At 47.8% G+C, this 22,981-nt stretch carries 19 protein-coding genes and 1 tRNA gene; 4 read left to right on the forward strand and 16 right to left on the reverse strand.

What is annotated here, in order from left to right; translation table 11 throughout:
• Window positions 1-298 precede the first annotated feature (298 nt).
• Window positions 299-2,500, reverse strand: a complete 2,202-nt coding sequence (locus EII32_RS06400) for a M6 family metalloprotease domain-containing protein (RefSeq protein WP_125234614.1) — start codon at window positions 2,498-2,500, stop codon at window positions 299-301.
• Between the two features lie 252 nt (window positions 2,501-2,752).
• On the opposite strand from EII32_RS06400, the gene gpmI reads away from it, so the two are divergent.
• The 3 genes from gpmI to EII32_RS06415 all read left to right on the forward strand — a co-directional run bounded on the left by gpmI (window position 2,753) and on the right by EII32_RS06415 (window position 5,752).
• On the forward strand, window positions 2,753-4,270 hold the full coding sequence (gpmI, locus tag EII32_RS06405; RefSeq protein ID WP_125234615.1) for a 2,3-bisphosphoglycerate-independent phosphoglycerate mutase: 1,518 nt from the start codon (window positions 2,753-2,755) through the stop codon (window positions 4,268-4,270).
• Between the two features lie 105 nt (window positions 4,271-4,375).
• Window positions 4,376-5,041 carry a uracil-DNA glycosylase gene (gene ung, locus EII32_RS06410; protein ID WP_125234616.1) on the forward strand — a complete coding sequence of 222 codons (666 nt, stop codon included), beginning with the start codon at window positions 4,376-4,378 and terminating at the stop codon, window positions 5,039-5,041.
• Window positions 5,042-5,125: 84 nt separating this feature from the next.
• On the forward strand, window positions 5,126-5,752 hold the full coding sequence (locus EII32_RS06415) for a DUF3109 family protein (RefSeq protein ID WP_125234617.1): 627 nt from the start codon (window positions 5,126-5,128) through the stop codon (window positions 5,750-5,752).
• Window positions 5,753-5,761: 9 nt separating this feature from the next.
• On the opposite strand, the gene EII32_RS06420 is transcribed toward EII32_RS06415, so the two are convergent.
• The 4 genes from EII32_RS06420 to EII32_RS06435 all read right to left on the reverse strand — a co-directional run bounded on the left by EII32_RS06420 (window position 5,762) and on the right by EII32_RS06435 (window position 9,303).
• Complete coding sequence (locus EII32_RS06420; protein WP_125234618.1) at window positions 5,762-6,634, reverse strand: helix-turn-helix domain-containing protein; 873 nt, start codon at window positions 6,632-6,634, stop codon at window positions 5,762-5,764.
• A gap of 31 nt (window positions 6,635-6,665) precedes the next feature.
• Window positions 6,666-8,636 (reverse strand): DNA topoisomerase (ATP-hydrolyzing) subunit B, encoded by a 1,971-nt coding sequence (gene gyrB / locus EII32_RS06425; RefSeq protein ID WP_125234619.1) that lies wholly within the window; start codon window positions 8,634-8,636, stop codon window positions 6,666-6,668.
• Window positions 8,637-8,791: 155 nt separating this feature from the next.
• Complete coding sequence (gene rpsT, locus EII32_RS06430) at window positions 8,792-9,046, reverse strand: 30S ribosomal protein S20 (RefSeq protein WP_125234620.1); 255 nt, start codon at window positions 9,044-9,046, stop codon at window positions 8,792-8,794.
• A 182-nt stretch (window positions 9,047-9,228) separates the two neighbouring features.
• Window positions 9,229-9,303: transfer RNA gene (locus EII32_RS06435), tRNA-Glu, on the reverse strand.
• A 119-nt stretch (window positions 9,304-9,422) separates the two neighbouring features.
• Here EII32_RS06435 and recO point away from each other — a divergent pair.
• Complete coding sequence (gene recO, locus EII32_RS06440; RefSeq protein WP_125234621.1) at window positions 9,423-10,148, forward strand: DNA repair protein RecO; 726 nt, start codon at window positions 9,423-9,425, stop codon at window positions 10,146-10,148.
• Here recO and EII32_RS06445 read toward each other — a convergent pair.
• The 11 genes from EII32_RS06445 to EII32_RS06495 all read right to left on the reverse strand — a co-directional run bounded on the left by EII32_RS06445 (window position 10,088) and on the right by EII32_RS06495 (window position 22,939).
• Entirely contained in the window at window positions 10,088-10,378 is a 291-nt protein-coding gene (locus tag EII32_RS06445; RefSeq protein ID WP_125234622.1) for a hypothetical protein, read from the reverse strand. The two genes, recO and EII32_RS06445, sit on opposite strands and share 61 nt — an antisense overlap.
• A gap of 162 nt (window positions 10,379-10,540) precedes the next feature.
• Window positions 10,541-10,996, reverse strand: a complete 456-nt coding sequence (locus tag EII32_RS06450) for a GatB/YqeY domain-containing protein (protein ID WP_233582328.1) — start codon at window positions 10,994-10,996, stop codon at window positions 10,541-10,543.
• Window positions 10,996-12,321, reverse strand: a complete 1,326-nt coding sequence (gene ftsZ, locus EII32_RS06455) for a cell division protein FtsZ (RefSeq protein ID WP_125234623.1) — start codon at window positions 12,319-12,321, stop codon at window positions 10,996-10,998. Before ftsZ ends, EII32_RS06450 begins: the two co-directional genes overlap by 1 nt.
• A gap of 63 nt (window positions 12,322-12,384) precedes the next feature.
• Window positions 12,385-13,845, reverse strand: a complete 1,461-nt coding sequence (ftsA, locus tag EII32_RS06460; RefSeq protein ID WP_125234624.1) for a cell division protein FtsA — start codon at window positions 13,843-13,845, stop codon at window positions 12,385-12,387.
• Between the two features lie 85 nt (window positions 13,846-13,930).
• Entirely contained in the window at window positions 13,931-14,902 is a 972-nt protein-coding gene (locus EII32_RS06465; protein WP_199741407.1) for a cell division protein FtsQ, read from the reverse strand.
• Between the two features lie 60 nt (window positions 14,903-14,962).
• A complete protein-coding gene (locus EII32_RS06470; RefSeq protein ID WP_125234625.1) occupies window positions 14,963-16,363 on the reverse strand; it encodes a UDP-N-acetylmuramate--L-alanine ligase in 1,401 nt (466 codons plus the stop codon).
• A 3-nt stretch (window positions 16,364-16,366) separates the two neighbouring features.
• Complete coding sequence (gene murG, locus EII32_RS06475) at window positions 16,367-17,482, reverse strand: undecaprenyldiphospho-muramoylpentapeptide beta-N-acetylglucosaminyltransferase (protein WP_125234626.1); 1,116 nt, start codon at window positions 17,480-17,482, stop codon at window positions 16,367-16,369.
• A gap of 41 nt (window positions 17,483-17,523) precedes the next feature.
• On the reverse strand, window positions 17,524-18,783 hold the full coding sequence (locus EII32_RS06480; protein WP_125234627.1) for an FtsW/RodA/SpoVE family cell cycle protein: 1,260 nt from the start codon (window positions 18,781-18,783) through the stop codon (window positions 17,524-17,526).
• Between the two features lie 66 nt (window positions 18,784-18,849).
• Window positions 18,850-20,193, reverse strand: a complete 1,344-nt coding sequence (gene murD / locus EII32_RS06485) for a UDP-N-acetylmuramoyl-L-alanine--D-glutamate ligase (protein ID WP_125234628.1) — start codon at window positions 20,191-20,193, stop codon at window positions 18,850-18,852.
• A gap of 7 nt (window positions 20,194-20,200) precedes the next feature.
• Window positions 20,201-21,472, reverse strand: a complete 1,272-nt coding sequence (locus tag EII32_RS06490; protein WP_125234629.1) for a phospho-N-acetylmuramoyl-pentapeptide-transferase — start codon at window positions 21,470-21,472, stop codon at window positions 20,201-20,203.
• Window positions 21,473-21,487: 15 nt separating this feature from the next.
• Window positions 21,488-22,939 carry a UDP-N-acetylmuramoyl-L-alanyl-D-glutamate--2,6-diaminopimelate ligase gene (locus tag EII32_RS06495; protein ID WP_125234630.1) on the reverse strand — a complete coding sequence of 484 codons (1,452 nt, stop codon included), beginning with the start codon at window positions 22,937-22,939 and terminating at the stop codon, window positions 21,488-21,490.
• Between the last annotated feature and the right edge of the window lie 42 nt (window positions 22,940-22,981).

A 22,981-nucleotide genomic window follows, 5' to 3' on the forward strand; every position in this document is an offset into this window, starting at 1 on the left:
CAAATCGGTCATTAGACCGCATTTGCTTAGATTTGCCATTGCCGTTACGCTTCCCAACTGCTTTAGCCCGCTTGCTGCCATCTGCGCAGCCATTACATTTCGATGCAGCCCGCTACGCCTTCGATTAAACGGCTGCACATCTTCTCAACAATCGAACAAAATCGGTTGAGGGTTCTAATGACCGATTTGGGATTAATGTCTTTCGCGATGTTTCAATTTGTTTTTTATCGTGCATAAATAAAAAAATCTCCCCATGACATGAGGAGATTTTGCATGATATTTTCTGTTTGCAAGTTTTTTATTTCACCATCACTTTATTGCCGTTGATGATATATATGCCTTTCTGCATATTTTCTTTTGACACTCGCTGACCGTTAAGGTTGTATATCGTTTCTACCTTGTTGTCGGCGTTTTCGTGCTCAATATTTTCTATGCCGTTGGTGCCGCCGGGAAGTCTATATATCTGTATCTTTGCCGGGTTTTCTTTAACTGCATGGAAATACAGGTTTGTTATGTCGTAGGTAACATAACTTTGATATTTCCCACTGAATTTTACATTGGCATCACCGTTGTTTATTGTTATGCCGGCTTTGCTGTTGACGTTGATGGTGGCGATTGTTCCCAGTCCGTTTCTTGTCATTCCGAGATATACATTTTCTGCCGTCTTGAACGAGAACATGTTGTTCTTTATCTTCAGTGTGAAAACCTCGGCATTCGTGTCCGGTGTGATGGTGTTGTCGCTGTTTGTCCTGAAGTTTGTCGCACTTCTTTTTCCGATGAGTGCCTTTGTCGTCATAACCATCTTTGTCTCTTCGTTCACGAATATTATACGGTCGCCTTCTTCAAGTTTGTTCACGTCTGTAACTTTTTCAAACTTGTCTGTTCCGACAATTTCGTAGTTGTCTTGCAGGTCTTTATTTCTGAAATTGAACGTTATCGATTTGTCGCCGTGTTCAATTATTCTGTATATCTCGCTGTTTGCGAGGGTACCTCCGAAATACATCTTGTATTTGTCCTGCTTGATGTCGTTTAGTCCGTTGCCGAACAGTTGCTCTTGTGAAGCGTTGGTGTAGTTGGTTATTATTTTGCCGTCTGCCGCTATAATGTGTGCCCGCTTGCTGTTCTTTATGTTGTTCGGTCTGTTCCATGCCCACGAAGTCTTGTTGAAGCAGAAGTGTGTGAGCATTAGTCCGCTTCCGTAGGATTTCGGATACCATGTTCCCATCTGTCTGTTTTCCACGATGTAATATTCCATCGGGTTGTTCGGGTTCCTTATCACCCTTGCCGGTGTTCCTTCGGGGTTGTTGATGTCGTCGAGTTGTACATTTCCTTCTGTGTTGAGTACCGGAATGTCGAGCCAGCCGAGATAGCTGCGTTCGTATGCCATCATTCCAACCGGTGCGTTTCCATTGTTGGCATAGCATCCGGCCTCCATTAGCGACCAGTCTCCGAATGCGTAGTCTTCGTTGTAGCTATAATCTGTCGGGTAGAAGTCGGGCAGTCCGAGTGCATGTCCGAACTCGTGGCAGAACACTCCTATTCCTGCGATGGTATTTCCGTCCGGTCCTGTCTCGTTCCCCACGAAATATGACTTGAAGTGGTATCCCTCAATTGTCTCGTTGATGTCGTATTCGTGCGGCCATACTGCTTCTGACGGTGCTCCTTGGTAAGCCTCTCCAACTCCTGCATATAACACTGTAACGTTCTGTATCGAACCGTTTACTACGAATTTGTCGAAATAGTTTGGTGCTTTTTCTTTCTTAGCCAACTTTATCGCTTCGCGTATCATTTCCTTTACTCTGATGTCATGTCCCGTGCTTCCACCGCTGTTTGCTCCGTAGAATGCTCTTTTCTGGGAGAGTTTCACTTTTGCCACAATGTCGAATGTGGGTGTGAATATTCCGTTGCTCTGTGCGATGTAGTAATCTCTTACCGATCCTACGGTATGTGGTTCGTCGTTGTACCCCGTTTTGTTGAAATAGTCGTTGTATTTCTCTATTGTCGATGACGGCATAAAATCTACATCGGCATACGATACCAATATTACCGGTACATTTACCTTTCCGATGCTGTTGACAGAGCCCGATGCACTAACTCCTTTCTTACCGAGTCCGTCGTTAGTCGATGTACCGATAATCTTATGCGGTTCTTTGCGCATTGCCAGTTTTGTCACTGCGGGGGTATTGCTGTCTATGTCTATCGATGCAATAAAGTCAATCTCTTCTTTCGAGCGCATTTGCGGGTCGTGTGCAATCATCTCTGTTGCCACGAGTTCTCCGTTATCCAATCTTGCATAGCACAAGTCGCCTGCAATGTTAGAATACAGTACCTTCCCGTCAAGTGTTGTGAAATATGCGCAGAACTGGTCTCCGTGCTTATACACCTGTATTGTTGTACCGTCGCTCTGTTTGATTGTCTCGGCTTTCCTGAGCGGTCGGATAGCCTGTGCATTCCATGCCATCGAAAGCATGGCCAATGCCAATAGTAAGATTTTTTTCATTTATAAATTTGTTTAGAGGTTTAATTTACTTCATTTTGCAAATTTACGAAATGTTTCTTTATTATCCTTGTTTTTTGGGAAAAAACTGAATGCTCTTATTGTTCCGAAGATTTTGGAGACTTATGGTTGTTAATTGTTGTGTATCAATTTTTTCTCTGTTTCAGTTATTTATGCAATATGAAACTTTGTTGTTGCAGGTTTTATTTGTAATTTTGCAGTCGAATATTAAATTACACATTATATAAAATAAGTATGGCAAAGAAAGCATTACTAATGATTCTCGACGGGTGGGGAATAGGCAAGCATGGCAAAGGCGATGTTATCCATAACACTCCAACTCCTTATCTCGACTATCTTAACGCAGTATCGGCTCACTCGCAGTTGTCGGCATCGGGCGAAGACGTCGGTTTGCCCGACGGACAGATGGGAAACTCGGAAGTGGGACATCTCAATATCGGAGCCGGCAGAATTGTATATCAAGACTTGGTTAAGATAAACCGTGCATGCAAAGATGGTTCGATAATGAAGAACGAAGAAATAGTATCGGCATACACTTACGCACGGAATACGGGAAAGCGTCTGCATCTTATGGGGCTGACGAGCGATGGCGGAGTACACTCTTCGCTCGACCATCTGTTCAAATTGATAGAGATTGGCAGGGAATACGGATTGGAGAATGTGTTCGTGCATTGCTTCATGGACGGTCGCGACACCGACCCTAAGAGTGGTGCCGGCTTCGTAAAGAAACTTCAAGAACACTGCGATGCAAACGGAGCGGCAATAGCAAGCGTGATAGGGCGATTCTATGCAATGGACCGCGACAAGCGATGGAATAGGGTGAAGGAGGCATACGACCTGCTCGTCGAGGGTAAGGGAAAGTCGGCAGACGACATGGTGAAAGCCATGGAAGATAGTTATGCCGACGGTGTTACCGATGAGTTTGTAAAACCGATAGTTAATTCCAACATAGACGGAACGATACAAGAGGGCGATGTGGTTATTTTCTTCAATTACCGCAACGACCGAGCTAAAGAACTTACCACCGTGCTAACACAGCAGGATATGCCGGACGAGGGTATGCACACCATAAAAGACTTGCAATACTATTGTATGACACCGTACGATGCTTCGTTTACCGGCGTTCACATATTGTTCCCGAAAGAGAACGTGGAGAACACCCTCGGCGAATACCTGTCAAAGTTGGGCAAACGGCAACTTCACACCGCAGAGACAGAGAAATACGCACATGTCACGTTCTTCTTCAACGGCGGGCGAGAGGCACCTTACGAAGGAGAAGACCGTATCCTTGTACCGTCGCCGAAGGTTGCCACTTATGACTTGCAGCCGGAGATGTCGGCATTCGAGGTAAAAGACAAACTCGTAGATGCGATAAACACACAAGACTATGATTTCATTGTGGTGAACTTTGCAAACGGTGACATGGTGGGACACACCGGTGTGTATAACGCCATTGCCAAAGCGGTGTGGGCTGTTGACAACTGCGTGCGCGAGGTTATCGAGGCCGCCAAGGCAAATGGTTACGAGGCAATCATAATTGCCGACCACGGCAATGCAGACAATGCAATAAATGCCGACGGCACTCCGAATACGGCACACTCGCTGAATCCGGTACCGTTCATATATGTCACCGACAATAACTCGGCAACTGTAAAAAACGGGCGACTTGCAGACGTTGCACCCTCCATTCTGCATATCATGGGGTTGGAACAGCCGGAAGAGATGACCGGAGAGTGCCTTATTGAGGATTAGTTTTTTGTATTTGGGGCTTTGTAGGGAGTAAGGAATATTTCGATATTCATTGCGAGACAATTCCTCTACTCCCCAATTCTCCAAATACTGCTTTATAAATATGAAATGAAAGTGAAGATCGAGCCGTCGTGGGCTGCACATATAGGAGAAGAGTTCGACAAACCGTATTTTGCCGAACTCGTGAAATTCGTTCGCATGGAATATTCCGCCACGACATGTTATCCTCCCGGGCATGAGATATTCAATGCTTTCAACCTGTGTCCTTTCGACAAGGTGAAAGTGGTGATAATAGGACAAGATCCTTATCATGAGCCGGGACAGGCAGAAGGCTTGTGCTTCTCGGTAAAGGAAGGAGTGAATCCACCGCCCTCGCTTGTCAATATCTTTAAGGAGATAGAGGATGACCTGGGTACACCGATGCCGGCGAACGGCAGTCTGCGACGATGGGCAGAGCAAGGTGTGTTGCTGCTCAATGCCACCCTTACTGTAAGGGCACATCAGGCTGCGTCACACCAAAGGCATGGCTGGGAAGAGTTCACGGATGCCTGTATCCGTGCCCTGTCGCGCGACCGTCAACACGTGGTATATATGTTGTGGGGCGGATTTGCCCGCGGCAAGGCTCAACTCATCGATGCCCGGAACAATCTCGTATTGCAGAGCGTACACCCATCGCCGCTAAGTGCCAACCGTGGCGGGTGGTTCGGAAACCATCATTTCTCGCGATGCAACGATTATCTGCGAGAAAAAGGAGATAAAGAAATAATTTGGTGAAACCCTCTTTATCCGTAAATAAATTCTGGAAACAAATGACCAACGGATAAAAAGACAGATGTTGTTACAAATGAGTGTAACATTATGAATGGCAAGAAAGGCATAGGCATAATTGATATTTCGGGTGTATTGATATCAAGCGACATAATCTACGAGCGGTTCTGTTGCGACCTTGAGAAATGCAAGGGGCAGTGTTGCGTGGAAGGAGATGCCGGAGCACCGGTAACGCCGGACGAGATTATGGAGATTGAAAATGTACTCGATGTTGTATTCAACGACCTCTCGGAGCAGGCGCAGGAGGTAATCGTAAGCCAAGGAGTGGCATATACCGACAAAGATGGCGAACTCGTTACGAGTATCGTTGGTGGCAGAGATTGTGTGTTTACCTGTTACGATGACATCGAAATGAACGGCGTTAAAGTAAAAGGCTGTTGTCTTTGTCGCCTTGAGAAGGCCTACCGAGATGGTCTGTCGTCGTTCTGCAAGCCTGCCAGTTGCGCTTTATATCCAATCCGCGTGAAGACATTCAACGGCGGACTCGTGGGACTAAACTACAACCGTTGGAACATTTGTGACTGCGCGCGAGAGAAGGGTAGGCAACTCAACATTCCCGTATATCGTTTCTTGCGCGAGCCACTTATAAAACGGTTCGGTGAAGAGTGGTATCGGGAATTGGAGAATGTGGCGGCACAACTGCTTTCCGAGAAATAAAAAACCGTGTTATGATTTTCTGTATTCCGTAGGCGACATTCCCACATGTTCCTTGAAAAATTTGCCGAGGAACGATTGATTCGGGAAATGCAAGACCTGTGCAATCTCCTTTATGCTCATGTTGGTGTTTCTCAACATAACCCGCATTTCAAGCGTGACATAGTTGTCTATCCACTCCATCGGAGTACGCTTGCTCACGGTCTTAACGGTTTCCGACAAGTATTTCGGCGTTATGCACAACTGTTCTCCATACCAGCCCACACGTCTCTCGTGTCTGAAATTTTTCTCGACGAGTTTTATGAACGATGCGAATATGGCTTCGGCACGTGTCTGTCGCTTGTCGTTTGCCGACTGTCGGCGGTATATCGCGTTGCTTATGTCGTATATCATTGTCATCATAAACGACCGTACCACCTCCGTGCGGAAATGGTGTTCTTTGTCGTCAACCTTATATTTTATGGCTCTGAAATATGCCTTAATCGCCGTTATCTCTTTCTGCATGAGAGTAAACACCGGATGAGTGCGACTGAATAAGAACAATTGCGACAACTCGTGCATGCCCTTTATCGTCTCGCGAAAGAAATCGTATGACATAAGTATGCCTATACCCTCGCAGTCGGTCGAGAGCGTATAGTTTCCGATGACGTTGCCCTCGTTTATTATTATCATGTCGCCGGCCTTTACAACATGCTCTTCGGTATCAACACTATACCGTGCATTGCCTTTCAGAAAGATGCCCAGCAGCATGCACTTCATTCGCCGTGGTCCGTTTGGCAGCGGCAGATTCTCAATGTCGTCGATAAGCAACAATTCGTTTCCAATGTGACTTCCGTCGTACAATGTCCGCGCGCTCTCGATTGTTATGTTGTTTATGTTATTCATTTCCATCGGTCTCGCGTCATGACAATGATGTTTACGCATCGATATTTGCGTAGGTGGCGTTCTTCTCTATGAAAAGTCGTCGCGGCTCAACGTCGTCTCCCATCAGCATCGAGAACACCTCGTCTGCTGCTGCCGCGTCTTCTATCGTTACCTGTTTCAGCAATCGTGTCTTGGGATCCATTGTCGTTTCCCACAGTTGTTCCGGGTTCATTTCTCCCAAACCCTTATACCTCTGCGTATGAATTTGGTTGCTGTTCTCGTCGCCTGCAACATACTTGTCTATGAACTGTTGCCGTTGTTGTTCTGTGTAGCAATATTCACTCACTTTTTTAAACGTGCATTTATATAGCGGCGGTGTGGCGATATACAAGTGTCCCTCTTGCACCACGCGCGGCATGAAGCGGTAGAAGAGTGTCATTATCAGCGTGTCGATGTGCGAGCCATCGACATCGGCGTCGGTCATAATTATTATTTTGTCGTAGCGCAGTTTGTCGATGTTGGCTTCCTTGTCGCCTTCGCCTTCCACGCCGAAGCGCACTCCGATGCTCTGTATTATGTTCATTACCGATTCTGCCTCGAACACTTTGTGCCATTGCACTTTCTCCACATTGAGAATTTTTCCTCGCAATGGCAGGATAGCCTGTGTATATCTGTCTCTTCCCTGTTTTGCCGAACCTCCTGCGGAGTCTCCCTCGACGAGGAAAATCTCGCTTGTCTTGGGGTCTTTGTTAGAGCAGTCGGCAAGTTTTCCGGGCAGTCCTCCTCCCGTCATGGGGTTTTTGCGTTGCACGCTCTCTCTTGCTTTGCGTGCCGCGATGCGTGCCGTTGCCGCGAGTACCACCTTGTCGCAAATCAGTTTTGCCTCTTTCGGGTGCTCTTCGAGATAGTTTGCCAGTGCTTCTCCCACGGCTTGTTGCACTGCTCCCGACACCTCCGAGTTTCCGAGTTTTGTCTTAGTCTGTCCTTCAAACTGCGGTTCTGCCACCTTTATGGATATTACGGCGGTCAGTCCTTCGCGGAAATCTTCGCCCGCAATCTCTATCTTTGCTTTCTCAATCTGCTTCGATATTTGCGGTTCTGCGTCGGCGTATGTCTTCAGGGTTCTTGTCAGTGCCATTCTGAAGCCGGTGAGATGTGTTCCGCCCTCGATGGTGTTAATGTTGTTTACGTACGAGTGTATGTTCTCGGTGTAGTCGGTGTTATACATCACCGCCACCTCTATCGGTATTCCTTGTTTCTCTGTTTTCAGGTAGATGACATCGTCGAACAAATGTGTGCGGTGTCGATCTACGAATCTCACGAACTCTTTCAGTCCGTCTTTTGCGTGGAATGTCTCCTGTTTCGTATTGCCGTCTTCGTCCGGACGCATGTCCGTAAGAGTGATAGTTATTCCGGCGTTGAGGTATGCCAGTTCTCGCATGCGTTTTGCAATCACGTCATACCTGTATTCCGTAACTGTAAATACCGTGGTGTCCGGCCAGAACTGTTGCCGTGTGCCGGTTTTGTCGGTCTCGCCCACCACTTTAACCGGATATAGCGGTTTGCCTTGTTCGTATTCCTGCTGGTATATCTTTCCGTCACGGTACACCTGCGACATCATGTGGCTTGACAGTGCATTAACGCAACTAACGCCCACTCCGTGCAGACCTCCGCTCACCTTGTACGAGCCTTTGTCGAATTTTCCTCCGGCGTGAAGTACGGTCATCACTACTTCGAGAGCCGATTTGTGCAGTTTCTCGTGTTCGTCTACCGGTATTCCTCGTCCGTTGTCTTGCACCGTTATCGAGTTGTCTTCGTTTATCGTTACCTCTATGTGTGTGCAGAAACCTGCCATCGCTTCATCGATGGAGTTGTCCACAGTCTCGTTCACCAAATGGTGCAATCCTTTCTCCGATATGTCTCCGATATACATTGCCGGACGCTTGCGCACCGCCTCAAGTCCTTCCAGTACTTGTATGTTACTGGCGGAATAGTTATTCCGGTTGTTCTGATTTTCTGCCATTATGTGTTTTGTATATTATAGGTTGCAAAGTTAGTGAATTATGTCCGAATTACGAAATGCGAATTGCTAAAAATAATAAAATAAAAAGACCGCAACCCTCACGGGCAGCGGTCTCGGTCTAATCCTATGAAAAATTGTATTTATTATTTTGCCTTTTAATCCAATTCATTGATATGTTTGATAAGACCCGATTTCAGATTTGCGGCCTTATTCTTGTGAATAATGTGCTTGATGGCGAGTTTGTCAATCATCTTCTGTACAGTCGGGAACTGTTTCAGAGCCTCTTCCTTGTCCGTCATCGCGCGTAATTTGCGCACTGCGTTACGCATAGTCTTAGCGTAGTACCTGTTGTGCAGAGTGTGTGTCTTTGTCTGACGAATTCTTTTCTCTGCCGACTTGTGGTTTGCCATTTCTTTTTTTGTTTTTTAAAGTTTTTCGATAGCCCCTGGGTCTTACGTCACTACGACCGCCCTGAGCGGATTTTTTTGCGGTATCCCGCTGTTGAAAATCCTCTGTCACCGTTTCGCTCTGCACCTCACCGTAAGCGTGGAAGCATCGTTGTCGCATCGCTGCGCTGATGACAGAATATTCTTGGTAGTCCCTAGGAGAGTCGAACTCCTCTTTAGAGAATGAAAATCTCTCGTCCTAACCGATAGACGAAGGGACCGTTATTATTAGCGGGTGCAAAGGTAGTTATTTTATTTGTTTCCTGCAAATTTTACGCAATATTTTTTTGTTTTGGTTGTGTTTTTGTTTTTTTTTAGTACTTTTGTGCCTCGTATATATATGATAGAAAAGACGAGGGCGATTGTGCTGCACACGCTGAAATATGGGGAGTGCAAGGTTATAGTGGAACTGTTGTGCCGCGAGACGGGTCGCACGGCATGTATAGTCAACGTGCCAAAGACACAGCGGGGCAGGGTGCAGATGCAGGCTTTGCAGCCGCTTACGTTGCTCGACGTGGAAATGGACGTGCGTCCAAACGTGCAGTTGCACCGTCTTCGCGACATGCGCATATCTCAACCTTTTGCCTCGATACCTTTCTCGGCAGGAAAAATGTCGATAGCCTTGTTTCTTTCCGAGTTTTTATATCATGCCACTCGCGGAGAACAGCGCAACGAGTCTCTGTTCGATTATGTTGAGAACAGCATATCATGGCTCGATGGTTGCGAGCCTCCGTTTTCCAATTTCCACCTCGTTTTTATGATGCGCATGGCGCGGTTCATCGGTTTCTATCCCAATGTTGATGATTATCGCGACGGCGATTTGTTCGACCTGCGCGATGCGATGTTCGTGACCGAGATTCCTTGGCACTCCGATTATCTCTCTGCTGCCGATGCCGGTCGTCTCCACCGGTTGGTTCGCATGGACTATGCCACGATGCGCCTGTTCCGTATGTCGCATGCCGAGCGCGACCGGATTGTCGACGGCATTATAAGGTATTACCGCCTTCATGTTGAGGGTTTCCCCGAAATGCGCTCGCTTTCGGTACTAAAAGAACTGTGGCACTGACGCTTGTCACATGTCTTTTTTTGTCCGTCTCCAGAGGTTTCCCCTGTCAACCGTCTGTAAATGGCAAATTCTTTTGAACCCCAATCGGTCATTAGAACCCTCAACCGATTTTGTTCGATTGTTGACAGATGCGCAGCCGTTTCATCGAAGGCGTAGCGGGCTACGTCAAGATGAAACGGCTGCGCATCTGTCAGCAAGCGGGCTAAAGCAGTAGGGAAGCGTAACGGCAATAGTAAATCTAAGCAAATGCGGTCTAATGACCGATTGGGGTTGAAAGTGATTTTGCCTGTTTTGGAAAGTAAATTCGCCCAATTTGCAAACCAAAACCGCCGAAATTGCTTTCCAATTTCGGCGGTTTTGTATTATTGTCGTCCGTGATTTTGGATGTGTTGTCAGGTCAGCAGTTTGCGTACTGCGGCAGAAATTCTGCCGCCTTCGGCACGTCCTGCCATTTGTTTGCTTGCAACACCCATTACCTTTCCCATGTCTTTCATTGACGATGCGCCGGTCTGTGCGATGATTGCCTTTACCTCTTCCTCTATCTCGGCATCGGAGATTTGTTTCGGGAGATAGCCCTCGAGCACCTCCACTTGTGCCAATTCCGCCTCGGCAAGGTCTTTTCGTCCCGCGTCGTTGTATGTCGCCGCGGTTTCTTTTCCCTGCTTGGCGAGTTTCGCAATTATCTTCAGTGCGTCGGCATCGGCAAGGGTATCGTTGGTTCCCGGTGCCGTTTTTGCTTCAAGGAACACTTTTTTAATGTTGCGGAGAGTCTCCAATCGCACTTTGTCGCGTGCCTTCATTGCCGCTTTGATGTCTTCACTAATTTGGTCGAATAACATATTGTTCATTATTTTTGGAAAACTATTTTACTTGTCATGTCTATCTGCTGTTCGTCGTTTTCGTCCCGTTCGCTTTCTGTTCCCGTTGCCTGCGAGCGAATGTTTTCGAGAATCTGTCGCGTGCGCTTGTAGGTCGGTGTTTGTTCCACGGCAGATATGACATTGTCGTTGTCGAGGTCCTCGTGTCGGAATATGAATATGTGCGGTCGCCGTTTGTACTGCGACGTTTTGCCGTCTTTGCCGTAGTATCGGTTGCGTCTGTCCTGTCGTTCGGCAGCCTTCTCCTCCTCCTCGGCAATGCGGTTCTGTTCCTCCATGGTTCTTTTTCTGAAATGCCCGTCCATTCCGTCCACGTTCTCTATTCCGAATCCCGTTGCGAGAATTGTCACTTTCACTTTACCCCCCAGTTCCGAGTCGGTGGCGAGTCCCCATTTCAGTTCGAAGCCCGTCCCGAAGCGAGCCATGAATTCGTTGACGTCGTTCATTTCCTCCATTGTCAGGCTTGCATTGTTCTGGTTGTCGGATGAGAAAGATATTGACAGCAAAATCTTCTTCGAGTTGAACACGTCGTTGTCGTTGAGCAGCGGCGAGTTGAGAGCGTCTTCTATGGCTTTCTTCACGCGTCCTTCTCCCTCGCCGTATCCGGTTGACATTATTGCCACTCCTCCGTCTTTGAGTACCGTTTTCACATCGTTGAAGTCGAGGTTTATCAGTCCGTGTACCGTAATAATCTCGGCTATCGACTTTGCCGCGACGCTCAGGGTGTCGTCGGCTTTGGCAAACGCGTCGAGTACTGTCAGTTCCGGATATATCTCCCGCAGTCTCTCGTTGTTTATGACGAGCAGCGCATCAACGTGTTTTGCCATTTCCTCAACGCCGTCGAGTGCTTGGTCTATCTTCTTGTCGCCCTCGAAACGGAATGGTATTGTCACGATGCCCACGGTAAGAATTCCCATCTCCTTGCTGGTTCGTGCAATCACGGGTGCTGCTCCCGTTCCCGTTCCTCCTCCCATTCCTGCCGTTATGAATGTCATTTTTGTGCCGTCGTTCAGCATGTTCTTCACGTCGGCAAGACTCTCCTCGGCGGCATCTCTTGCCTTGTCGGGTATGTTGCCGGCTCCCAGTCCCTCCTTTCCGAGTTGCAGATGCACCGGCACGGGCGAATCGTTGAGTGCCTGACTGTCTGTGTTGCACAATACGAAGGACACGTCGTGAATGCCCTCGCGATACATGTGGTTTACTGCGTTGCCTCCACCTCCGCCAACGCCTATCACTTTTATTATGCTGTTATCTTTTTCGGGCTCTCCGAAATCCAATATCATGTTGTTTGGCATATCGTTCAATGTTTAAAAGATTTTTGTTAACCGAATTTCTTGCTTGTCACGTTTTTTGAAAAACTATTGTTCGTCATCCTCGGACAAGAGTTTCTTTACGAGCGACTTTATGCGTTTTCCGAATTTCTTTATACCTCCGTCTTCTCTGTTCTTTTCCTCTTCTTCTTGTCTCTGGCGTTCCTCCGCTTCCCGTAGTATTCTCTCTTCCAACTCTTGTTGCTCGCGTATTTCCTGTGCCTTTCGTTTCTCTGCCTCGGTCAGTACCACCCCTTCGGCGAGTTCGTTGGGTTGTCGCGGGTCTCGGTGCAGTTCGGATGTGGTTGCAGTTGTCGTTGCTTTCGTCGCCTCGAAGAGATCTTTTGCCGGATCTACATCGTTTCCCGCACAGTTCATGTCTCCCTTTACCAAAATGCCGAGCGTCGTATTCATCATTGCATTGTGTGCCGTGATGAGTGTATCCTTTGCATTTATCGACAGGTTGACGAATTTCGCTATGCGTATTTTTTCGATGCGTGTGTGGTTGGCGAATGCCGTCTCTATGTTCGGCATGTTAGAGCCTCCTCCCGTAATGATAAGTCCACCGAGCAGTCGTTCGGCATATTCTGACGGCACCTGATACCATGCGTTTTCTATTATTTCTTCGAGTCTTCCTTCCACAATTTCTACAAACCTGCGTTGGTCGACCCTTCTGTCGGCGTCGAGTGCGTAACTTACTTGTGCGTCAATGTCTCCGTTCTCTGTGAATGCCACGGCGTGTTCGAGTTTGAGTTTCTCTGCCACGTTCTCTTCCACTTGAAGTGACGTGATGTCCTTTGTTATGTTGTTGCTTCCGAGCGGTATGACGGCAAGGTGTCTCAAAATATTCTTGTAGTAAACCGATACGGTGGTGGTGTCTGCGCCGAGATCCACGAGTACGCATCCGGAGCGTTTCTCTGCGTCGGTAAGCACGGCGTCCGCGAGTGCCAGCGGTGCGAGATACATCTCGGCTATGGCCACCCCCGCCATTTCGAAGCATTTGTTCAATCGGCGGTAGAAGTCGTACCTCCACAAGATGTTCAGGAAATTTCCTTCGAGCCGGCTGCACTGTATGCCCACCGGGTCGAGTTGCAGTTGGTTGTCGACCTTGTATTCCTGTGTTGCGGCATCGAGTATTTCCTGATCTTGATAACTCATGTTGCGGTTGGCATCCATCAGTTCGTTTACCATTGCCTGTGTGACGATGGTGTCTGAGGGAAGTGTCTTTATGATGTTGTTTTTTACGCTTCTGATGGACTGTCCTCCCACTCCCACATATACGTGGGTTATTTCCTGTTTCAGCGTGGCAGTGAGTTTCTTCACAATGTTTGCGATACATTGTGCCGTTTTGTCCATGTTGTAAACCACCCCCTTGTGAATGAACGACGAAGAGTCTTCTTTCACCAAGGCAAGTACAGTGATGCTACCGTCGAGATTTTTCTTTCCCGCGATACCGGTCATCTTGTACGACCCCAATTCGATTGCTACGATAAATTCTCTTGCTGGCATACCAATATCAATTTTTTTTGTTTTTTTCTTTCACTCTGTTATCTTTGTCCCGCCCTGTTTTTCTCTTTACGGGCTTTGTGTCTTTTTATTTTATCTTCTTACGTTTCACCACTTCTCCGGCTTCTTTTGTCTCCTTTCTCTTTATTTCCTTTTTTCTGTCAGCCGTTTCTTTCGGTGTTGTTTCTTTCTTTTCTTTTGCCGTGGTATCGTTTCTCGCCACGTCGTTTTTCACCATGTTGTCTGTTTCCGGTGTTATGCAGCGTGCAGAGTTGCGGTTGTGGCATATTATTTGGTTGTCGAATTCGAGACTGATGTAGTCGTATCTGTTCCACCCCGCCTTGCTAAGTCCGTATCGGTAGAATTTCTCAAGGCGTGTAAGTTTCGTTTCGAGCATCTTTCCTATTTCCTGTCTGCGCATTGTCGCAGTCCTGCCTGTCGGCAGTTTGCCTATGAATACAATGTGGTCTCCCACCCTCGGCACCAATTCTATGTCTTTTTTCTCGGTGACGTTTATCTGTACGAAGAGATTGCGCCACAGTTCATTGTCCATCAGGGCATCCGCCATCGGCATCAGGTATCGTGCGGCATAATGCTTGTCTATCTTTCCGGTGGCAATGATGAGGTCGGATACGTATTTAGAGTTAGGCATCACACCGCCTCGCTCGTCGATGTAGTAATCCTCCCCGTTGTCGCTTTTTATCCGCAGGAGCGGCAGTCTCTGCGTTATGTTTATCGTTACGTCTCCGTTTTTTGCTTTGAAACACTGTGCCGTTTTCACGAATGCCATTGTTTTAAGTCTTTCCTCTATGGCTCGTGTGCTTATTTTGTCGGTGCTTTTGTTTGTCGGCATTAGTCCCGAAGACTTCAGAATCCGAGTCACATCATCTGCTTTGAGAAAACCGTTGGTGTTCTCGTCTGCAATCGTGATGTTGCATCTGCGGCACATCACGCCTGCTTTTGCCGCCTCATTGAATGATGTGATGGCAAATACGAGATATACCGCGAGCAACACGTCGAGTGTCGCAATGACGGCTTTTTTCCGGTTGATGTGAATCATCTTCTTTTCTCCTTATATTATTATGGGCAGAGACATTGTGCCTCCTTTGCCGTTTTTCCCCTATTTGTTTTTCCCGACGATGTCGTATTTCTGTCTTAGAATTTTCTCAATTTCGGGTACCTGATTGTCGAGATCGCCTGCTCCGAGTACCACCAAAACCTCGAAATCGTGTTCTTTCACGAACTCCTGCACGTTGTCTTTACATACGAGATGTTTCTCCACCCTGTCGTCAAGGTTGTCGTATATCAATTTCGACGTAACCCCTTCGATGGGCATTTCCCTTGCGGGATAAATCTCTGTTAATACAACTTCGTCGAGTTGGTTCAGCGCATTGGCAAACTCCTTGTAAAAATCTCGTGTGCGAGTGTATAGATGTGGCTGGAATATTGCTGTGATACGCCGGTTGCGATACAGTTGGCGTATGCTGTGTGCGCTGTGGAAAATCTCTTTCGGGTGGTGTGCGTAGTCGCTGAGAAAGACAATCTTGTCTGTCTTCAATTTGAAATCGAAGCGGCGGTCGACACCCTTGTAAGTACTCATTCCGTAACGCAGTTCTTCGGCAGTGCAACCGCACAGTTGTGCCATTGCCATTGCTGCCACTCCATTCTCGATGTTTATCGGCACCGGCTGTCCGAGGGAGACGTTCTTTACACACTCTGTCGGCGATATGAAGTCGAATGTTATCTCTCCGTCGTCTATGCGTATGTTCGCTGCATGGAAATCGCCTTCATCGAGACCGTAGTCGAATATTCTCACCCCTTCGGCAGTCTCGTGTCTCATCTCTAATCCTCGCCTTATTATCAGTGCGCCTCCCTGCCGTATCAGTGTGGTGTAGTGTCTGAAACTGTCGAGGTAAGCCTCTTTCGTGCCGTATATGTCAAGATGGTCGGAATCGGTACTCGTTATTACTGTCATCCACGGTCGCAGCCAATGGAAAGAGCGGTCGAACTCATCGGCCTCGATGACTACATATTCGCTCTGTTTGCTAAGTATGTGGTTCGTTGCATAGTTCTTTGATATTCCTCCGAGGAAAGCGTTGCAGTCTATGTGACTTTGATGCATTATGTGCGCACACATTGCCGACGTTGTGGTCTTGCCATGTGTGCCTGCGAAGCACAGTCCTCGGCTTGCTTCTGTCAATATACCGAGTACTTGTGCGCGTTTCATCGTGGTGAATCCGTTTTCTTTGAAGAACACGAGTTCGCGGTGTGTCTCCGGTATTGCCGGCGTAAATACCACGAGGGTTGTTTCCCGATTGCGGCAGGCATGCGGTATCTGTTCCACGTCTTCCTCGTAGTGGAGCAGCAAGCCCTCCTTTTCCAGTTGTCTTGTAAGTGCGGAAGGGGTTTTGTCGTAGCCTGCCACCACGACTCCGAGGCTGACAAAGTAACGTGCCATGGCACTCATTCCGATGCCTCCCGCCCCTATGAAATATACCGATTTTATGTCTTTTATTGTCATGTCCTATTTCCTTGATGCAAGTTTTATCACCTCGTCGGCAATGATGTCGGCGGAGTGGGGCAGTGCCATTTTTCCGGCATTCTCCCCGAGTTTCATATATTTGTGTTCCTTTTCTGTCAGTGTCTCTATGGCCAATGTTATGAGTTTCTGTCGTGCCTCTCCGTCTTTTACCATGAGTGCCGCCTGTTTGTTGACGAGAGCCATTGCGTTGTGCGTCTGGTGGTCTTCGGCAACGTTAGGCGACGGCACGAGGATTGCGGGCTTGCCAAGCAGGCAAAGTTCGCTTATGCTGCTTGCCCCGGCTCGGCTGATTACCATGTCGGCCGCACGGTAAGCCTCGTCCATGTTGCTTATGAAGTCTGTCGGTTTCAAGTTGTCGGGACATCCTTTCTCTGCAAGTGTTCTCTTTATTGCGTCATGGTAGAAACCTCCTGTCTGCCACACGAATTGTATTTCGTTTTCTGCAATCATGCCGAGGTTGTCGAGTACGCTCTCGTTGATTGTCCGCGCTCCGAGACTTCCCCCCGTTATCAGTACCACCGGGCGTTTCGGGTCGAGTCCCATCTTTATTCGTGCCTCCTCTTTCGACAAGTCGCAATCAAGCAGTTGCTGCCTTACGGGGTTTCCCGTCATCATTATTTTTTCGGCAGGGAAGAAGCGTTCCATACCCTCGTATGCCACACAAATCTTCTCGGCTTTCTTTGCGAGCAACTTGTTTGTTACGCCGGCGTATGAGTTCTGCTCTTGAATAAGGCAGGGAATGCCCATCGATGCACATTTGTTGAGTGTGGGCCCGCTTGCATAACCACCCACTCCCACGGCTGCCATGGGTTTGAATTGCATTATTATCTGCTTTGCCATCCGCTGGCTCTTCCATATCTTATACAACACTTTTATGTTTCTCAGCATATTTTTGCGGTCGAAGCCGCATATCGGCAGTCCTTTTATCTCGTAACCCGCCGCCGGTACTTTCTGCATTTCCATGCGTCCTTCCGCGCCAACAAATAGTATTTTGGCATCGGGACGCTTGCATCGTATTGCATTGGCGATAGACACGGCGGGAAAAATGTGTCCCCCCGTTCCGCCTCCGCTTATTATTATTCTAAGTTCTTCGTCCATATATTTTCTTTTATTATAAAGTAAGAATTACCGCTTGTCGCTTATTGTTCGACCTTGCAGCACTCTTCTCTTTTCTTTGCTTTGCAACTCACACTCATAATCACGCCGATGTAAATGCAGTTGATTATGGTAGATGTTCCTCCCTTGCTTATCAACGGCAGCGGTTGTCCCGTTACCGGTGCGAGTCCCACTGCCACCATCATGTTGAATATTGCCTGCGTAACCATCAGCAATGCAAGCCCCATTATGAGCAGTGCAGGGAATGAGTATGCGCACCGGCTTGCTATTTTTGCGGTGCGGAAGAGCAGTATGAGGTACAGCAGGCATACGATAAATGCCCCCCACAGTCCTGTCTCCTCAATGATTATGGCATAGATAAAATCGCTGAATGCCTGCGGAAGCCAGTCGCGTTGAACCGAGTTTCCCGGTCCTTTGCCCACGAGGTTGCTTGATGCTATGGCTATGTTTGCGTGCGCCACTTGTCCGTCTTTGTCAAGATCGAACTTTGCCGGTGGCACTTCTTCATCGTTTGCAAATTTCTTTATGCGGTTTTTCCATGTCCCGAATCGGTGCAGAATACCGTTGGTTTTCTTTTTGTCCTGCTTGTCAACGGTCTCCGTTCTCACGCGAGGGTCGTTCTTGGCAAGTGCTTCCTCGTCGGTGTTCTCTCCCAATGCCCATATCGCTGCAAAGCCGAGCATGCCCGTGAGCATTATCACGCCGAGCAGTTTTCCTATCTGTTTCATGGGTACTCTGCCTATGAACATCATAAGTATGACCACCAACCCGAGCAGTGCCGCGGTGGAAAAGTTCTCGCGGAAGATGAGTAATATGAACGGAACCGACACCCACAGAATATATTTGAACGCCCGTTTATCGACTGTGTCGCCGTCCTGCAACGCGCTTAGTATCATCACTTCGGCAAGGATTACTGCCCCTTTTGCAATTTCGGACGGTTGAAACTGCACTCCGCCGATGTCGAACCATCGTGATGCTCCATTGATTTCGTTTCCCGTCATACTTGTTATGAGCAACATGATGAACGAGACGAGCAGTGCAAACGGAGTTATTATTTTGAAGTAGCGGCAGTCGATGTTCATCGTTATGATGAGGAACAGCACTCCCACGGCAAGCAACATGGAGTGTTTGAGAAGCGGGGCGAGATAACTGGTGTTGTTGGTCAGTTCGCTCGTTGCGCTGAACACCTCGATGATGCTTATAATGCACAGGAAGAAAAAGACGGCCCATATAATGGTGTCTCCTTTCATTTTGCCTTTTGTTTTCTTTACCTCTTCTTCCATGTTCTTTTCTCCTTTTTTCGTTTGACGTGGTATGTTTCGTTACATTTGGTTGTTATCGGCTACCGTTCAGAGTGCGCGCACGAGTTGCTTGAACTGCTCGCCGCGGTCTTCCATGTTCTTGAACAAATCGAAACTTGCACAGCATGGCGACAGTAGTACTGTCATTCCCGGCTCTGCCATCTCGTAACATGCAGCCACGCATTCCTTCATTGAATGTGTGTCGCGCACCGGAACCCCCAACGAGTCGAAATTCTCGTGTAACTTGGTGTTGTCCGCACCGAGATATACAAGTCCCGCACATTTCTTCTTCACGAGTTCCTTTATCGGTTCGTAGTCGTTTCCCTTGTCCTTTCCTCCTATGATGAGAATGGTCGGGTTCTTCATGCTTTCAAGGGCATACCAGCAGGCATCGACGTTTGTTGCTTTCGAGTCGTTGATATATTCCACTCCCGCCACGCGCGTAACTTTCTCCAAACGGTGTTCCACGCCGGGGAAATCGCCGAGGCTCTTGCGTATCACGTCTTTCTTGATGCCTGCAACGGCCGATGCCAATCCTGCCGCGAGCGAGTTGTATATGTTGTGCTTTCCGGTGAGCGATAGAGCCTCTTGTTCCATGTTGAACGGTATAGGCTCTTCTAATTTATATTTGCCTTCTTCGATATAACCTATTGATTTGTTCCCTTTTAGTTCGGAGAACGGCAGGCACACTGCCTTTATGTCGTACTTGTCGAGTTCGCGTTTTATCACGGGATCGTCGTTCCAATATATGAAAGCATCTTCTTCCGTCTGGTTCTGCACTATCCTCATCTTTGCGTCAACATAGTTCTGCATGTAGTTCCGATAGCGGTCGAGATGGTCGGGCGTAATGTTCAGCAACACTGCTACATTGGCTCGGAAGTCGTACATGTTGTCGAGTTGGAACGAACTCAATTCTATTATATAATACTCGTGCGGGTCTTCTGCCACTTGCAGTGCCAACGAGTTGCCTATGTTGCCGGCGAGTCCTGCATCGTAGCCTGCCGCTTTGAAGATATGATATATCAAAGATGTTGTTGTTGTTTTTCCGTTCGAGCCTGTTACACATATCATTTTCGAGTCTGTGTATCGTCCGGCAAACTCTATCTCGCTTATTATACGAATTCCTTTTGCCATGATTTTCCGTATCATGGGAGCCTCATCGGGAATGCCAGGGCTTTTTATTACCTCGTCGGCAGAGAGAATTTTCCCCTCCGAATGCCGTCCTTCCTCCCATTCGATGTTGTGGTCGTCGAGCATCTTTTTGTAGCGTTCCTTTATCATGCCCATGTCAGATACGAACACATCGAACCCTTCTTTCTTTGCCAGTATGGCTGCCCCGGTTCCACTCTCGGCGGCACCGAGTACAACGATGCGTCTCGTCTCGTCTTTCATCTTATGTTTATCTTATCTTCAGTGTTATTATTGTTATTGCCGCAAGGATTATGGTTATTATCCAGAAGCGGAACGTTATCTTTGATTCATGGAATTGTCGTCTCGGCCAGTTTTTGAATATATACCGACTGGTTGTGTCGAGATGCTCGTCCAGTTTTCTGAAATTATCGTGTATCGGCGTTGAACGGAACACGCGAACGCGCTGTCCCTTGCGTTTCATCCTCTTGAACCAAAACGTCTGAATCATCACGCTGAGACTCTCGACAAGGAAAATACCGCATAGTATCGGCACGAGCAACTCTTTGTGTATTATCACAGCGCAGACACCTATGATGCCACCGATGGTGAGCGAGCCGGTGTCGCCCATGAAAATCTGTGCCGGAAAGGCATTGTACCACAGGAAACCTATCATCGCACCGATGAACGCACAAAGGAAAACCACCAACTCCTGAGACCCGGGTATGTACATTATGTTGAGATAGGAGGCAAACTCGAGGTGCGAACTTACATACGCGAAGATACCCAATGCAACGCCTATTATGGCGGCGTTTCCCGCACACATGCCGTCCATGCCGTCGTTAAGATTTGCGCCGTTGCTCACGGCCGTAACAACCAATATTGTCATTATTACGAACAATATCCATCCGGCAGCGGTGGAGTATTCTCCCATGAAACCTACTATTTTAGAGTAGTCGAGATTGTGGTTTTTGACAAACGGGATTGTGGTTTTAAGCGATTTTTCCAACTCCGACTTGTGAGTTATCACAAGTTCCTGCCCCTGTTTCTGCGTCTCCACGTTCTCGCGTATCTTTGCATCGGGACTTGCCCATAGAACCAAGCCTACAATCAGTCCGATGCTTACCTGTCCCACAATCTTGTATTTGCCCTTGAGCCCCTCCTTGTTTTTACGGAAAATCTTGATGTAATCGTCGAGGAAACCGAGGAAACCGAGCCATACGGTGGTTATCATCATCAGTATCATGTAAATGTTACGCATGCGCCCAAGCAATATAACGGGCAGCATTATGGCAACTATTATTATGATGCCGCCCATCGTGGGTACACCTTTCTTATTTGTTCCGAACGGGTCGATGTCGGCATCGCGCTGTGTTTCCGCTATCTTTTTGCGCTTCATCCACTTTATAAACTTCTCGCCGAACCATGCCGATATGATTAACGAGAGTATCAGTGTGAGCAATGCGCGGAACGATATATACGACCAAAGGTGTGCTCCGGGTATGTTGAACTGTTCTAAAAACCTGAATATATAGTATAACATATCTTGAGTTTTTTATTATTTTGTGACAAACTCGCGAACCACCTCTTTGTCATCGAAGTGGTGTTTTTCTCCTTTTATCTCCTGATAGTCCTCATGTCCTTTTCCGGCAATGAGTATCACGTCGCCTTTTTGTGCCATCATGCAGGCCGTGCGAATGGCTTCGCGTCGGTCAACGATGCTTACCACCTTTTTCATCTGTTGGCGGTCAAGTCCGGCGAGCATGTCGTTTATTATTTCCTGCGGTTCCTCAAAGCGCGGGTTGTCGCTCGTTATGATGATGCGGTCGCTTTGTCTTGCCGCCTCTTTTGCCATCAGCGGTCGCTTGCCTTTGTCACGATTGCCGCCCGCACCGCACACGGTTATTACCTTGCCGCGCCCGTTTAGCACCTCGTGTATTGCATTGAGAACATTTGCAAGAGCATCGGGAGTGTGTGCATAGTCAATGATGGCGGTGAAACCTTCGGCAGAACGCACCGGTTCCAGTCTTCCGTTGACACTGCCCAAGGTGCTCATGGCTACGAGAATGTCCTCCGGCTCTTCACCGAGAACCCTTGCCGTGCCATATACGGCAAGCAGATTGCTGACGTTGAATTTACCAATGAACTGCACACCCACCTCGCGTCCGTCAATCTCGAGGTACATACCTTCGAAATGACACTCTATTAGGCGTGCGTGGAAATCGGCAGTCTGTCTTGTTGAATATGTCTTCACCGTGGCTTTGGTGTTCTGAACCATTATCCTGCCGTTCTTGTCGTCGGCATTGACAATGGCGTAACTGCCCTTTGGCAGCATGTCGAAGAATGCCTTCTTGGCATCGCGATAGTTCTCGAAAGTTTTGTGATAATCAAGATGATCGCGTGTAAGATTGGTGAAAATGCCCACAGAGAACTTAAGTCCGCCAATGCGTTTCTGTGCTATGGCGTGGCTCGAGCATTCCATGAAGACATACCGGCAACCGGCATCTGCCATGCGTGCCAGCAACATGTTCAGTTCGACAGGATCCGGGGTGGTGTGATCCGTCGGAATCGTTTCGTCTTCGATATAGTTGCATACGGTTGAAATAAGACCGCATTTATATCCCAGTTTGCGGAACATATTATATAATAAGGTGGCAATGGTGGTTTTACCGTTGGTTCCCGTTACGCCAATCAGTTTCAGATTTTCGGAAGGATTGCCGTAGAAAGCGGTTGCCGCATGTCCCACGGCATCTTCGGTAGATGCCACTTTTATGTATGTAACGCCATCGGCGAGAGTGTCGGGCAGTTCCTCGCACAGTACTGCCGCCGCTCCTTGTTCCACGGCTTTTGCCATGAACGTGTGTCCGTCTACCTGCGTTCCTTTCATTGCCACGAACAAATGTCCTTTGGCTATGCGGCGCGAGTCTATGTTCACTCCCGTAATCTCCACATCATCGTTGCCCTTGATTACGGCATTATTGATGTTTCTTAGCAACTCTTTGAGTATCATGTTTCAATTCTTTTTTTCTTAGTTGTAATAAATCTTCCCGGC

Origin of the sequence: Prevotella sp. OH937_COT-195, assembly GCF_003932845.1 — a bacterium.
Lineage (GTDB): Bacteria > Bacteroidota > Bacteroidia > Bacteroidales > Bacteroidaceae > Prevotella.

Excerpts from the sequence above, each read along its gene's own strand:
- murD (WP_125234628.1), bottom strand. The coding sequence starts at position 20,193 with ATGAAAGACGAGACGAGACGCATCGTTGTACTCGGTGCCGCCGAGAGT.
- murG (WP_125234626.1), bottom strand. The coding sequence starts at position 17,482 with ATGGACGAAGAACTTAGAATAATAATAAGCGGAGGCGGAACGGGGGGA.
- EII32_RS06420 (WP_125234618.1), bottom strand. The coding sequence starts at position 6,634 with ATGAATAACATAAACAACATAACAATCGAGAGCGCGCGGACATTGTAC.
- EII32_RS06480 (WP_125234627.1), bottom strand. The coding sequence starts at position 18,783 with ATGGAAGAAGAGGTAAAGAAAACAAAAGGCAAAATGAAAGGAGACACC.
- EII32_RS06450 (WP_233582328.1), bottom strand. The coding sequence starts at position 10,996 with ATGAACAATATGTTATTCGACCAAATTAGTGAAGACATCAAAGCGGCA.
- EII32_RS06495 (WP_125234630.1), bottom strand. The coding sequence starts at position 22,939 with ATGATACTCAAAGAGTTGCTAAGAAACATCAATAATGCCGTAATCAAG.
- EII32_RS06490 (WP_125234629.1), bottom strand. The coding sequence starts at position 21,472 with ATGTTATACTATATATTCAGGTTTTTAGAACAGTTCAACATACCCGGA.
- EII32_RS06465 (WP_199741407.1), bottom strand. The coding sequence starts at position 14,902 with ATGATTCACATCAACCGGAAAAAAGCCGTCATTGCGACACTCGACGTG.
- gpmI (WP_125234615.1), top strand. The coding sequence starts at position 2,753 with ATGGCAAAGAAAGCATTACTAATGATTCTCGACGGGTGGGGAATAGGC.
- EII32_RS06400 (WP_125234614.1), bottom strand. The coding sequence starts at position 2,500 with ATGAAAAAAATCTTACTATTGGCATTGGCCATGCTTTCGATGGCATGG.
- ftsA (WP_125234624.1), bottom strand. The coding sequence starts at position 13,845 with ATGCCAGCAAGAGAATTTATCGTAGCAATCGAATTGGGGTCGTACAAG.
- ftsZ (WP_125234623.1), bottom strand. The coding sequence starts at position 12,321 with ATGCCAAACAACATGATATTGGATTTCGGAGAGCCCGAAAAAGATAAC.
- ung (WP_125234616.1), top strand. The coding sequence starts at position 4,376 with ATGAAAGTGAAGATCGAGCCGTCGTGGGCTGCACATATAGGAGAAGAG.
- recO (WP_125234621.1), top strand. The coding sequence starts at position 9,423 with ATGATAGAAAAGACGAGGGCGATTGTGCTGCACACGCTGAAATATGGG.
- EII32_RS06415 (WP_125234617.1), top strand. The coding sequence starts at position 5,126 with ATGAATGGCAAGAAAGGCATAGGCATAATTGATATTTCGGGTGTATTG.
- EII32_RS06470 (WP_125234625.1), bottom strand. The coding sequence starts at position 16,363 with ATGACAATAAAAGACATAAAATCGGTATATTTCATAGGGGCGGGAGGC.
- gyrB (WP_125234619.1), bottom strand. The coding sequence starts at position 8,636 with ATGGCAGAAAATCAGAACAACCGGAATAACTATTCCGCCAGTAACATA.
- rpsT (WP_125234620.1), bottom strand. The coding sequence starts at position 9,046 with ATGGCAAACCACAAGTCGGCAGAGAAAAGAATTCGTCAGACAAAGACA.